This is a genomic window from Aeromonas sp. 600724 (assembly GCF_049175135.1).
In the GTDB taxonomy this organism is placed as follows: Bacteria; Pseudomonadota; Gammaproteobacteria; order Enterobacterales; family Aeromonadaceae; genus Aeromonas; species Aeromonas veronii_A.
The window spans coordinates 57,330-70,064 of record NZ_JAAKUM010000001.1 but is presented as its reverse complement, the minus strand read 5'-3'; the positions used below and the strand labels follow the sequence as shown (position 1 = coordinate 70,064).

Annotated in this window: 11 protein-coding genes; 7 read left to right on the top strand and 4 right to left on the bottom strand. The window is 55.4% G+C overall.

What is annotated here, in order from left to right; genetic code table 11:
• Positions 1-9: 9 nt before the first annotated feature.
• The 3 genes from G5168_RS00305 to G5168_RS00295 form a co-directional block, all read right to left on the bottom strand.
• Positions 10-651: a TetR/AcrR family transcriptional regulator gene (locus G5168_RS00305; protein WP_227342928.1), complete on the bottom strand. Its 642-nt coding sequence runs from the start codon at positions 649-651 to the stop codon at positions 10-12.
• A 1-nt stretch (position 652) separates the two neighbouring features.
• The gene (locus G5168_RS00300) at positions 653-1,840 is read right to left on the bottom strand and encodes a patatin-like phospholipase family protein (RefSeq protein ID WP_421251660.1); all 1,188 of its coding nucleotides are present in this window, start codon (positions 1,838-1,840) and stop codon (positions 653-655) included.
• Positions 1,841-1,934: 94 nt separating this feature from the next.
• Positions 1,935-2,507, bottom strand: coding sequence for a phasin family protein (locus tag G5168_RS00295; protein ID WP_005333118.1), 573 nt, complete (start codon positions 2,505-2,507; stop codon positions 1,935-1,937).
• Positions 2,508-2,755: 248 nt separating this feature from the next.
• Here G5168_RS00295 and G5168_RS00290 point away from each other — a divergent pair, with 248 nt between their 5' ends.
• Positions 2,756-4,729, top strand: coding sequence for an SDR family oxidoreductase (locus G5168_RS00290; protein WP_421221752.1), 1,974 nt, complete (start codon positions 2,756-2,758; stop codon positions 4,727-4,729).
• Between the two features lie 90 nt (positions 4,730-4,819).
• Here G5168_RS00290 and G5168_RS00285 read toward each other — a convergent pair whose 3' ends face one another.
• Positions 4,820-5,695 carry an esterase/lipase family protein gene (locus tag G5168_RS00285; protein WP_421251659.1) on the bottom strand — a complete coding sequence of 292 codons (876 nt, stop codon included), beginning with the start codon at positions 5,693-5,695 and terminating at the stop codon, positions 4,820-4,822.
• Positions 5,696-5,865: 170 nt separating this feature from the next.
• Here G5168_RS00285 and G5168_RS00280 point away from each other — a divergent pair, with 170 nt between their 5' ends.
• The 6 genes from G5168_RS00280 (at position 5,866) to fabA (ending at position 12,707) form a co-directional block, all read left to right on the top strand.
• On the top strand, positions 5,866-6,168 hold the full coding sequence (locus G5168_RS00280) for a YebG family protein (RefSeq protein WP_216962699.1): 303 nt from the start codon (positions 5,866-5,868) through the stop codon (positions 6,166-6,168).
• A 394-nt stretch (positions 6,169-6,562) separates the two neighbouring features.
• Positions 6,563-7,840: a tyrosine-type recombinase/integrase gene (locus tag G5168_RS00275; RefSeq protein ID WP_216963855.1), complete on the top strand. Its 1,278-nt coding sequence runs from the start codon at positions 6,563-6,565 to the stop codon at positions 7,838-7,840.
• Positions 7,841-9,130: 1,290 nt separating this feature from the next.
• Positions 9,131-9,493 (top strand): hypothetical protein, encoded by a 363-nt coding sequence (locus G5168_RS00270; RefSeq protein WP_216962703.1) that lies wholly within the window; start codon positions 9,131-9,133, stop codon positions 9,491-9,493.
• Between the two features lie 30 nt (positions 9,494-9,523).
• Positions 9,524-9,916 carry a DUF2158 domain-containing protein gene (locus G5168_RS00265; protein ID WP_216962706.1) on the top strand — a complete coding sequence of 131 codons (393 nt, stop codon included), beginning with the start codon at positions 9,524-9,526 and terminating at the stop codon, positions 9,914-9,916.
• A 176-nt stretch (positions 9,917-10,092) separates the two neighbouring features.
• Entirely contained in the window at positions 10,093-12,069 is a 1,977-nt protein-coding gene (locus G5168_RS00260) for a Lon protease family protein (RefSeq protein WP_421172904.1), read from the top strand.
• 98 nt (positions 12,070-12,167) lie between these two features.
• Positions 12,168-12,707 carry a 3-hydroxyacyl-[acyl-carrier-protein] dehydratase FabA gene (gene fabA, locus G5168_RS00255; protein ID WP_196783564.1) on the top strand — a complete coding sequence of 180 codons (540 nt, stop codon included), beginning with the start codon at positions 12,168-12,170 and terminating at the stop codon, positions 12,705-12,707.
• Positions 12,708-12,735 lie beyond the last annotated feature (28 nt).

Below are 12,735 nucleotides of genomic sequence, written 5' to 3'. Positions count from 1 at the left end.
GCATGTGAATCAAACCTTGTCGGTGTAGTGGTGGGCGAGGGCGCCCAAATGAGCGCGAGCATCGGCCCGCAAATAGGGTGCGACCAGCTGCATCACCTGAAAGACGCCGAGGGCAATATCGGCGTCCGCCTTGGGGTGCAGTGCCCGCTGATAAGAGATCCAGAATGTGCCCACCAGCGCCACATTGGCCGCCAGCGTGCGCATCTGTTGCGCCGTGCCCTCCATCAGCCCGACCGTTTGCAGATGGTTGCAAATGGCGATGGCAGTCTGCTCCTTGCGGCGCAGCAGGGCGGAAAAGCGGTGCTCTACCTGATGATAACCACTCATCAGGGTCGCGATATCGTAGTAGAGGAAACGGTACTGCCAGATGGCTTCAAACATCAGGTGGAGAAAGAGCCAGATATCTTCTGGCTCATCGGACGGGGTGCTGACCGCCTCCAGCAGGCGATCCATCTGCTGTTCAAATTCGCAGAACAGGGCGTTGACGATCTCCTCCTTGTTGTGGAAGTGGTAGTACAGATTGCCCTGGCTGATCTCCATCTCGGCCGCAATGGCCGAGGTGGTGACGCTGGGTTCCCCTTGTCGATTGAAGCAGGCGAGGGCAGTGGTCAGGATCCGCTCCCGGGTACGACGTTTGGGTTTGCGATCCATGCTACTCCTTTGGTGATGAACGACGCACGCCGTGGCGATAGCGTTTGGCAAGCCAGTGCTGCAGCTGCTCCAGCGACTTGTCGAGGGCGGCAACCGAGCCAATGCCGGGGGCCAGCAGGGTGCGATCTTCATCGGCCAGCGCGGCCAGATTGAGCTCGAGGCCATGCTTGGCCAGCACCGGCGCCAGCTCGTCACGGCGCTGCCAGAGATCGCGGCGGGTATGCTGGTAAGCGTGCTCGCAGAGACGGCGGCGATCCCGATAACTGAACACATTGGTGAAGAACATCTCGCCATCGGCAGAAGAGGGCTCAAACAGCAGGGCGTCGGCGTCCGGATATTGGTGTTTGTAGCGATCCATCCCCACATGCATACGGGAGTGGATGATGGCGCGAAAGGTCTGGGCCAGTACCACCGGCAGACCGCTGTCCACCAGATTGGTGGGCGCGCCGGCGGCCATGTCCGCATCATAGGGCACCAGCGGATTGATGCAGAACACCAGATCCGCCCCCTCTTCCAGCGCTACCGAAGCGTGCAGAGTCTTGATCAGCGCCCCGTCCACATAGTAACGACCGTTGATCAAGGAGGGCGGAAAGAGACCGGGCAGGGCGGCTGACGCCTGTACCGCCGCCGAGATGGGCACATCATCGAGCCCCGAGCTGCCGAAGGCGACCGGATGACCGGTGTCGAGTTCGGTGGCTACCACAAACAGTCGACTGCGCAACTGGCGGAAATCGTTGCTGCGGCCGGGACGAGAGAAAAACTGGGTCAGGGTGCGATCCACCCCGCGGTTGTCGAACAGTCCGGTCGGAATGGCCTTGGAGAGCCCCTGCAGCGATTCAAACAGGCTGCGCTTCCAGGGCGCCGCCAGATAGTAGGTCAGGCTCTGCCACGCCAGTGGCGGGATCGAGGTCAGGCGGTCGGCATATTCACGAAAGGCGGGGCGCAGCAAGGTGGCCGGGTCAAACATCTCCCCCGAATCATCGCTGAGCAGGATCCGCACCAGCTTAGCCGGCGAGATGCCGTTGGCCAGCGCCGATGCCACCACGGCCCCCGAACTGACGCCGACATAGATATCGGCATGGTCAAGGCGCAGGCCGTTGATGCTGTCAGAGAGGGCTGCGCAGGCACCGATCTCGTAGATGCCGCCGAGCGGCCCGCCGCCAGCAAGGGCAATTGCGATGGTACTCATAGCGTCGCCTCTCTATCCATGACATTCACCATGACAAGACCGGCCCAGCGCAGGGCATGGGCCGGTATCAATCACCTTCCGTCACCGCGAGGGATCAGGGCAGGACGCTCTCTGCTTTGGCTTTCACCTCTTTCACCGCATCTTCAGCGGCGGAGAGGAGATCGGCGGCCTGCTCAACCACGGCCTCTTTAGCCTTGGCTACCGGCGCCTTCTTTACCGGAGGCTTGCGGGCAGCGGGCTTTTTGGCGGCAGCCGGTTTGGCTTCAGCGGCAGGGGCTTCCTCTTCCTGCGCATCCAGCAGTTGCTGGACTACATCGGTCAGCTCGGCCATGCGCTTGGAGAGCTTGTCGATATCCTTGCGGGTCGGAATGCCGAGGCTGGCCACAGCGCGGGCCACGCGATCTTCAAACACCTGCTCCAGACGACCCCAGGTATTGGCGGTCTTGTCGGTCACAGCGGCAATCTTCTCATCTGCGCTCTGACGGGTTTTGGCCTGCAATGCTTCCCCTTCCTGCACCAGGGCTTCAAAGATCTTGCCACCCTCTTCCTGCGCCTTGGCATAGGCACCCAGACCCGCCAACCAGATCTGCTGGGTGGACTCCTTGATGGTGGAGGTGAGTTGGTTGTCGGTCACTGACCCTGCCAGCGCTTTCAATTTCTTAGCCATGATCTTCTCCTTGAATAACGACTGTTAAATGTAATGGCGACAACGAAACTGCAATCGGGTTGTGGCATTACTGATTTTTCGACTTCAGTCTAGGGACAAAAAATAGAGGGTTCTACCTAATAACGGAACAGGCACACCACCGAAATTAGGGTTTGCTCACGAACCGACAATCAAATTGCAGATTCCCATATGAATCGTGATATATCTAACAACCTAGTAACACCCTAATCAGTAGCAGGATTCTCTTTATGAACTATTTCATTACTGGCGGTAGTGGTTTTATCGGGCGTCGATTGATCAAAAAGTTATTCCAACAGCATCCCGACTGTACCGTCTATTTTCTGATGCGCGCCTCTCATCAGGAGAAATTGCCAGAGCTGTTCTCATTCTGGAATGTGGATGAATCGCGCGCAGTCCCGGTTTTTGGCGACATGACACAACCGCTGCTGGGGGTATCGGTCGAGATGCAGGAGCAGTTGATCGGCAAGATCGACCACTTCTTCCATCTGGCTGCCATCTATGATCTCAACGCCAAGGCGGGGATCCAGCAGCAGGTCAACACCGAAGGGACCCGTCAGGCTGTTCAACTTGCCGAGCGGCTGGGGGCGGGGCAGTTCCACCACTGCAGCTCCATCGCTGCAGCGGGCCTGTTTGACGGTCTGTTTCGCGAGGACATGTTCGATGAGGCCGAACACCTCGACATGCCTTACTTCCAGACCAAGCACGAAGCGGAAGGGATTGTGCGAAACGAGTGCACAGCTCCGTGGCGAGTCTATCGACCGGGGATCGTTGTCGGTGACTCCAATACCGGCGAGATGGACAAGATCGACGGCCCTTACTACTTCTTCAAGACCATTCAGAAGCTGCGCCGTCTGCTGCCGCCCTGGATGCCAGCCATCGGGGTTGAGGGCGGGCGCATCAATATCGTGCCGGTCAACTTCGTGGTCGATGCCATGGTGCATATCGCCCATCAAGAGGGCGAGGAGAACAAGACCTTCCACCTGACCGACCCCAACCCGATGCGGGTCGGCGACATGCTGAGCACCTTCTCCCGCGCCGCCCATGCGCCGGAGCCTGCGATCCGCATCAATGCCTCTCTCTTTAATTTCATTCCCCGCCACCTGACCGCCATGCTGATGACCATGGCGCCGGTGCGCCGCATCCGCGATGCCGCCATCGCCGATCTGGGTCTGCCCAAGGATGTGTTCCGCCTTATCAGTTATCCCACCCGTTTCGACAGTCGCGAAACCCAGCGAGTACTGAAAGGGACCGGTATCGAAGTGCCACCACTGCACAGCTACGCCTGGCGGCTGTGGGATTACTGGGAGCGCCACCTTGACCCCGAGCTCTTTATCGATCGCTCCCTGCGTGGTCGGGTAGAGGGCAAGGTAGTGCTGGTGACCGGGGCAACCTCTGGTATCGGCCGTGCAACCGCGCGCAAGCTGGCGGGTGCGGGGGCCAACGTCGTTACCATCGCCCGCGACGAGCAGAAGATTGCCGAGACTAAAGCCGAGTTTGCCGAGCTGGGGCTGACCATCGAGATCTATCAGGGGGATCTCTCCAATCTGGCGCAGGCCGAGGAGATCACCGCTCGCATCGTGGCCGATCACGGCGGCGTCGATATTCTGGTCAACAATGCCGGCCGCTCCATCCGCCGCTCCATCGAGGATTCCTTCGATCGCTTCCACGATCTGGAGCGCACCATGCAGCTCAACTACTTCGGCGCACTCAAGGTGATCATGGGGGTGCTGCCCACCATGATTGAGAAGAAAAAAGGGCACATCATCAACATCTCCTCCATCGGGGTGTTGACCAATGCGCCGCGCTTCTCCGCCTATGTTGCCTCCAAGTCGGCCCTCGATGCCTGGGTGCGTACCGCCGCCTCCGAGTTTGCCGATAAGGGGGTCAGCTTCTCCATCATCAATATGCCGCTGGTGAAAACGCCGATGGTAGCGCCGACCAAGGTCTATGAGCAGGTACCTATGATGACGCCGGAAGAGGCGGCCGATCTGGTGTGCGATACCATCATCAACAAGCATGTGCGACTGGCCACTCGCCTCGGGGTGTTTGGTCAGGTGGTGCATGCCCTGGCACCACGTGTCGCCCAGGTGATCATGAACACCAGCTTCCGCACCTTTGCCGATCCCAAGGATGGCGACAAATCCAAAGCCACCGCCGATCAGGTTGCCGTCTCGACCCTGATCAAGGGGATACACTTCTAACCGGATGATGGGATAAAGAGATCAACAGGGGCCTGAGCAATCAGGCCCCTGTTTTATTTGGAATAACAGTTGAAGGACGAATAAGGAGGGTCAGACTCGGGACAACAGATCAAGCAGCAGATCAGTCGTGCGACGGGAGTAGAGCAGAGAGAGATGGCCAATGGCAGGCAACTCGATATCTTCCATTCCCGCCAATCGTTGCCGCTCCTGCGGCATCACCACATTGTCGTGACTGGTGCGCACCGAGATGCCGGGTACGCAGAGAGGAACCGAGGCGAAACGCTGCAACCAGCCGGAACCGGGCTCCATCTCACGGGCATTGGCCCCAAGCCCAAGGGCGGCAAGCTGACTCCCCTGATGAGGCGTAGCCAGGGTGATCAGACGCACGACCTTGTCACCACCATGGATAGCCAGATAGTCGCGGCAGACCAGCCCACCCATGCTGTGACCGACCAGCACCAGCTTGTCAGCCCCGGTTTGCGCGAGCACATCGTCAATTCGCTTGGCCAGTAGCGGCACCATCTCATCGATATGACCAAATGGTGGCATCAATGTAATGGTGGCGACCACATGGCCTGCGGTCTCTAGCCGGGTGCGCTGGGTGCGCCAGATCCCGCGGCTGCAACCGTAACCATGTACCAGCAATACGGGACGCTGGCATGGACGCAGCCGATCGGGTGCCATCAGCAAAGGCTCGAATGGCAACAGCAAGGTGAAGGTGTAGAGGTAGGCCAGCATCTCCTGCGCCATCATCTTCACCCGGCGCCCGGGGCCGATAGCCGGGGAGGGGTAGAAGCGGGTAAACAGCCAGCTGCCGAGCACCACCAAACAGCGCAACCCAAGCAGGGCAAACACGACAAACAGCAGGGTCAGCAACCAAGAAAGTCCCACGACCAAGTGGGCGATACTCCCGAGGAGCAGCACCTCTACCATCAGCAGGATAAACAGGTGTCGTACGATCGTCATAAGGCCATGATCCGACCAGTCAGGCGTGGAAGTCAAATGGCACTTTGAGACAGCTTGATCCAGCGCGGCTTTTGTCGCTAACCCCCGGCGAACTCTTTTCCGATGAGGTTATTTGCAATACTGTATATCCATACATATACTCTATCCATCATCACCAAGAGGAGGCCATCATGGCTGTCGAGATCAAATATGTGGTTGTTCGTGGGGGAGTGGAAAAGATGACCTTTGCCAGCAAAAAAGAGGCCGATGCCTATGACAAGCTGCTGGATACAGCCGATGAGTTGATGACCCTGTTGGCTGGCGCCCCGATCGAGCTGGCACCAGAGCAGCAAGAGAGTCTGGCATTCTACTTGGCAGAACAGCGCGATGTGCTGCAAACCCTGCTGCGCGGCGGCAAGGTTCAGGCGGGCACGAAAGAGGAAGATGCCCCAGCAGCCAAGCGCAAGGAGAAGCCACTCAAGCAGGTGGCCTGATTGCACAGACCTGCTATTTCTCGGGATAAACAGCTCGCGGCATTCACTTTATTTGCATTTAAAACTAATTTTACGGCTATTTCCCCCGAGAATTTTCTAACAACGGTGCATATCTAATGCATAACTAAATAGCGTGCACCACTGAGCGACATCAGCCAGATCTATGAGGAAATCATGAGCAAACAGTGGAGAAAACGTTATCCAGATCGCTCCTGGTGACCTTAATCAGCAACAACAAGAGGTAGTACCAATCCCAATAGAAGCCGCATTCATGTATCACGAGCCCTTTTCTAGCAACTCGGCTCACAGTCTCATATCGACTCATCTCAGCATCAACAAGCAACAAGCAACAAGCAACACCATGATTCAACAACCATTATCCTTGCCGCCAGCCATGCCGCTGTTTGACAGCCTTATCTATCTGGAGGCCGGTAACCCACAGGTCAATCAGTACCTTGCCAACCTCAGCCTCAACGATGTTCCCGATGCAGGGCTGGTTTACGAACTGGCGGTCGATTGGCTGCTGGAGCAGCGCAACAGCGAAAACAACTACAAAACCTATCGCAGCGAACTGACCACTTTTTTGCACTGGTGCTTTCGAGAGGCGGCCATCAGCCCGAAAGATCTCACTCGCCGCATCATGATCCGCTATCTCGACTATTGTCAGTCCCCCCCTGACGAGTTGATCGCCTATCGCAACGTGGCGCAATTTGTCCTCGACAAGGAGTGGGGAGAGCGCTTGCCCAATCCGCAATGGCGACCGTTCCTCGGCAAGCGGGAGCTGGGCCGCACCTTGCCCTATCGTCTTAGCGAGCAGGCGATGAAGACCAAGCTCGCCATCCTGTCGGCCTTCTTCCAGTTCCTGATCCAGGAGGAGTACATGGACAGGAATCCCGCTCTGCTGCTGCAGCGGGTCAAACGGCCGCAACAGCAGGAGGCCGATGATCAGGTGCAGGCCTTCAGCGAATTGCAGTGGTCATACGTGATGCAGGCCGCCGATACCCTTGCCAACGACCATCCGGAGCAACACGAGCGCAGCCGTTTTCTCACCATTCTGATGTACGCCTGCTATCTGCGGATCTCTGAGGTTGCAGCCCGGCCGGGCTTTACCCCTGTGATGGGGCAGTTCAGGCGGGATCGCAAAACCGGCGTCTGGGGCTACTTTATTCCGCAAAGCAAAGGGGGCAAACGGCGTACCGTAGCGGTATCCCAAGCACTGTTGGCGGCACTTGAACGCTACCGCCGCTTCCTCGGTCTCTCTCCCTTGCCGACACCGGATGAACAGACGCCACTGTTCGTTCGCCATAAAGCGGCAGCCCACGGTCGCGAGCAGGGGGAGATCAACGCCAACCTCGGCATTCGCCAGCTACGGGATTTGATCATGGTGATCATCGGTAAAGGGGCAGAATTGGCAGAGCAGGATGGATTTGCCCAGGATGCAGCCGAAATGCGGCAACTATCTCCCCATGCGATCCGCCATACCGGGATCACCCATGACATCAATCTGCACGGGCGGCCGCTCTCCCACGTACAGGCCGATGCAGGACATGACAGCATCGACACCACTTCGAAATACCTGCACACCAGCAACAGTGAACGACATGAGAGCGCCCAGCAAAAGCCGCTAGACCGACTGAAGCAACAAATGAGAGATAACGTTCACAAAAGCTAACGAACAACGTGACATTAACCCTTGATTTGTATTGACTGCTCTTAGAAAACACAATGGCTTGTTTGGGGTGTCATAGAAGTTGGCTCGGCAATGTTGTACTTCTCTGGATGACAATCGGTTCAGGAAATATTTTTGGCACACATGGATGATTCAGAACAGGCACCTTGCCATCTGCGGGATACATATTTATCCCGTAGCAGAGAAGCAAAAAACGAAATTGCTTGCTGAAACAACGAGAACACCCGATGCCGGAAGCAATCATATTCGGTTGAACAGCGCCTTGTTATCACACTTGCATATCCAGTCATCATTGGTGATATTGATGTCAATATTAATGAGGTACCAAGGAGCAGGTATGCAAGTGGCAGTGGTGGAAAACACCTTCAGGATCGTTGGCAAAGGGTCGCTCATGGCCCAGTTCACCTTTATCTCTTCAGGCCCACTGCAAAGAGTTGCGTATTGAAGATTGCACCATTATCTATACCAATGGCCTCTATCACGGCCAGCCCAGAGCACTCTGGTCCTTAACCCTCCATCCCGATGATATGAACGAGCTCAAACGCATATTGCAGCAATTCAACAGCAACCTCTACTTGACCTGCCAGCCACCCACATTGGCCATCGCCAAACGTGCCTTGAATATGAATTGACCAAACTTCCAAAAAGAAATGCAAAATACTCTTCAAGCCGCAATCATACCAGCCACAACAATAAGCCGTGACGATTAAGGGGAGGGGAATCTATCGCGATAGTCGGCATTTTATGGCTGTTTTACAAGAAGGAGTATCAATATCTCCAGAGAGAGACATTTCAAGTAGGGGGGCAGATATTTCTAAGAATATTCATTGTAATAACGAGGGTTATAACTGTGAAAATCAAACATAATGTTCAATAAGTGAGGGGGATTCCGCACAACGTCTTGATTTAATAGTGGACTCTTGTCTCAAAATGGGACATTTCGGTGATGTGGGGCAGGGCGGTTGATGTGTTATTCTGTTATCGCTGCAAGAGCATCTGCAGGGGGAATCAACCAGATATTGTCCTTCTGCTTTGGGCAGTAAGATTGCTGGAGGTCTGTGTGTAGCCTCGATCCAGATCGATTTCCGAACCTTTTAGCTAAGGAAAAGCTGCGGGCTACTGCTTTTAACAAGCCTTGTTATCTCTCACAATGATGCCGATAACCCTATTTATCGGCGTCTTGTCCCTGACGAGGGATTTATGAACATTTTTGAGCTTAGGAAGCACGCTAGCGACTTTCGTCTGGCTTTGGAACGTTGAGACTGGGGTTCTATGCCAGCGAACTTCAGACAATTTCCGGCTGGGACGTGTGGGGATATCAGCGATATTCTCGCCGAATACCTTTATAAACAAGGAATCAATGACATCGATTACGTCAGCGGCTCAGCTGATAACCAGCAATCCCATGCTTGGTTAGAGGTCAGTGGATACATTATCGATATCACTGCAGACCAGTTTCCTGATTGTAGTGATCCGGTCATCGTGACTGATGACCACTCATGGCATCAACGCTTTGAAGAATCGGCAAGAAGACCGGCTGGTTTTCTAGATGGATTTAAATCAACCGACAATATGACCCTGAATATTACTCGAGATCTGAATATCGTCTATAAAGCAGCTCTCGCTTACCTATAAACATAGTTTTTGGCATAACAAGGAATGATGATGCAAAAATACCAATACTTCTATCCTGGGCAAGTCGTTACACTGTCGGGCGGTAGTTACCCCATGACCGTTAAACCTGCCGAAGATGAAGATGACAAAGGGATTGACGCTTGCTGTGTCTGGTTCAACACCGACATGGGCGGCGAACCTATAGAATGGACTTTCCCAAGCCGCATTCTGAAGTTGCAAGAAAATCAGGAGCAATATGGCTATTTGCATACTCGTTTTGAGCCTGGTGCAGCAGTAAGGCTTCGTAGTGGCGGGCCGTCGATGACAGTGCAGAATAGCCAAAGCCTTACCGGTGTGACCTTGGTGTTTTGCATCTGGCACGATAAGAAAAGCCGAGAACCTTTGATGTCTTCATTCCCATCGGAAATGCTCGTGGCAGTATAGATCATCAAAATCTGCTGTGACTTCGTATATAGGGGCCTCCGGCCCCTTTGTCATGCCCCTAAGCATTACTGCGCATAATGTATATTATGTTAAATCAATTGTCTTGTTTCCTGTCACCACTTATTGAACTGTGTATAATGGCAACAATTGATCCTATCTTCGACCGGATGTCTTAAGTGGCTGAATTAACATCAGAACAATTAAAACCCGCTTTTGCGATTGAACAGTTCCCCAAGCTTAGCGAGCTTGAACCTATCCCCTTTGCTGCGCTGCAACCCAGAGCCATTTCCGGCATCAAACGTCTTGCCAGCTTTGATGGTGACTGTCCGGTCATGCTGCTCAACGGGTTCCCCGGCGCAGATTACGAAGGCGTTTGCCAAACGTTGATTGCCGACTCCAATGGCAAGGATGGTGACCTGTTTGATCTCTGCTACACCGAGAATCTGAACAACCCCTACAAGCCTATCTGGCTGCGCCTGCAACCAGGCACCGGCGTTGAGTTTTGCGAAATGGTTGGCGAGCTGCTCAAGCTGTTGAGCCACCATCTCGATGCCGAACGCATCGTGACCCGCATCATGCGCAAGCAGAACAATGATCCGAAAATCGATGATTTCCTCTCCGATCTGGCGGCTCACGTGGCATTGGGTCTGGAATTCCAGCACCCCATTCTGATCAACTTGCTGATCCACCACGAAGCGCAGGAAGCGCCGGTAATTTATGGCCGTGATCTCAACTGGGATACCCTGTTTGGCTCCATCAACTACCAGACCGAGCAAGGCTCTGTGTATGCTAACCAGCACCTGCTGGAGCCTGGCTTGCTGCGCGAAGCCAACGGCGGCTACCTCATTTTGCAACTGGACGAGCTGCTGGATCAGCCGCACCTCTGGTTCAAACTGAAAAATGCCATGCAAAAAGGCGAGCTGGACTGGAACGCCTATCAGGAAGGGAAAACCCTGACCCCCTTCTTCGCGCCTGAAGCGACCCCCATCAAGCTCAAGCTGATCCTGGTGGGTGACCGACTCGACGTGGCCGAGTTCCAGATGCTGGATCGGGATATGTCCGAGCGCATCTTCCTGCGCGCGGATCTGGTGTCAGAGGTGAATATTGAAGAGGATCTGCAGGAATTTCTGCAGTACCTGGCCTGGCTGCGCCAGCGCTGGAGCCTGCTGGACTTCACGCCAGCCGCCCTCGCCGCCATTTGTCGTCATGCCAGCCGCCTCTGTGACCATCAGGAGTGGCTGTCGCTCTCCGAAGTGCAACTCTCCGCCATCATGCGGATGGCTGACAGTCTGGCCCGGGAGCTGGAATCTGATGTGGTCACCGACGAGCATATTCGCGGCGCACTGGAAGAGCAGGATTACCGCCTCAACTATCTGGTTGAGCAGTCCGATCAGGGGGTTATCGACGGCCAGATCCTGCTGCAAACCGATGGCGAAGAGATTGGCCAGATCAACGGCCTGTCTGTCATTCAGGTCTCCGGTCACCCCTATGACTTCGGTGAACCGGTGCGCCTCACTGCTACCGTACACCTTGGTGATGGCGATGTGGCGGATATCGAGCGCAAAGCGGAGCTGGCCGGTCATATCCACGCCAAGGCGATGATGATTATCCACGGCTATCTCTCCAACAAATTTGGTGCAGAGAACCCCTCCCCCCTGTCGGCCAATCTGGTGTTCGAGCAGTCTTACCACGAAATTGATGGCGACAGTGCCTCCCTGACCGGCTTGTGTGCCCTACTCTCTGCCCTCGCCCGCCAGCCTATCTATCAGCACTTCGCCGTGACCGGTGCGGTCGATCAGTTTGGCAATGTGCAGGCCGTTGGTGGCGTCAACGAGAAGATTGAAGGCTTCTTCCGGGTGTGCAAAATCCACGGCATCACTGGCAAGCAAGGGATCATTTTGCCGGGCACCAACATCCAGCAGCTGAACCTCTCTGACGAGGTGATTGCAGCGGTTGAAGCGGGCCAGTTCCACATCCACCCGGTGGATCATGTGGAAGAGGCCATCGAGTTGCTGACTGGCTGTGTCGCCGGTGAGCCTGATATACCCGATACCCTGTTTGGCCGTATTCAGGAGCGGTTGGACGAGTTGAACGGCTCCACTGCCAAAGTCGGACTGCTGCAATCCCTGCTGGGGCGCCTGTTTGGCCGCTGATGAAGTGATCGGAGTTGTTTAGCGAACAACTGTAAGCTAAATTGGCCCGGATTTGACCCATTTGAAGGAAATACCGCGTGACCGTAGACAATACCACCATGGAAGCCCGCCTTTCCCTGTGCGAACAGGGCAAGAACTCTTTTACCCGTGAAGAGCTGCTGGCTTGCAGCCGTGGCGAACTGTTTGGTGAGGGTAACAGTCAGCTGCCTGCCCCCAACATGTTGATGATGGACCGCATCGTCAAGATCAATGACAACGGCGGCGAACACGGCAAGGGCGAGATCCTGGCTGAGCTCGACATTACTCCGGATCTCTGGTTCTTCGATTGCCACTTCCCGGGTGATCCTGTGATGCCTGGCTGTCTCGGTCTGGACGCCATGTGGCAGCTGGTTGGCTTCTTCCTTGGCTGGAAAGGTGGCCCCGGCAAGGGTCGTGCTCTGGGCGTAGGTGAAGTGAAATTCACCGGCCAGATCCTGCCGACTGCCAAGAAAGTGACCTACAAGATCACCTTCAAGCGCGTCATCAACCGCAAGCTGGTGATGGGGATTGCTGATGGTGTGGTCGAAGTCGACGGTCGTCCGATCTACAGCGCCACCGACCTGAAAGTGGGCCTGTTCAAAGATACCACCGCATTCTGATCTCTCTGATTGGTGGTAAAACAACATT

Excerpts from the sequence above, each read along its gene's own strand:
- G5168_RS00290 (WP_421221752.1), top strand. The coding sequence starts at position 2,756 with ATGAACTATTTCATTACTGGCGGTAGTGGTTTTATCGGGCGTCGATTG.
- G5168_RS00275 (WP_216963855.1), top strand. The coding sequence starts at position 6,563 with ATGCCGCTGTTTGACAGCCTTATCTATCTGGAGGCCGGTAACCCACAG.
- G5168_RS00305 (WP_227342928.1), bottom strand. The coding sequence starts at position 651 with ATGGATCGCAAACCCAAACGTCGTACCCGGGAGCGGATCCTGACCACT.
- G5168_RS00295 (WP_005333118.1), bottom strand. The coding sequence starts at position 2,507 with ATGGCTAAGAAATTGAAAGCGCTGGCAGGGTCAGTGACCGACAACCAA.
- fabA (WP_196783564.1), top strand. The coding sequence starts at position 12,168 with ATGGAAGCCCGCCTTTCCCTGTGCGAACAGGGCAAGAACTCTTTTACC.
- G5168_RS00270 (WP_216962703.1), top strand. The coding sequence starts at position 9,131 with ATGCCAGCGAACTTCAGACAATTTCCGGCTGGGACGTGTGGGGATATC.
- G5168_RS00285 (WP_421251659.1), bottom strand. The coding sequence starts at position 5,695 with ATGACGATCGTACGACACCTGTTTATCCTGCTGATGGTAGAGGTGCTG.
- G5168_RS00300 (WP_421251660.1), bottom strand. The coding sequence starts at position 1,840 with ATGAGTACCATCGCAATTGCCCTTGCTGGCGGCGGGCCGCTCGGCGGC.
- G5168_RS00280 (WP_216962699.1), top strand. The coding sequence starts at position 5,866 with ATGGCTGTCGAGATCAAATATGTGGTTGTTCGTGGGGGAGTGGAAAAG.
- G5168_RS00265 (WP_216962706.1), top strand. The coding sequence starts at position 9,524 with ATGCAAAAATACCAATACTTCTATCCTGGGCAAGTCGTTACACTGTCG.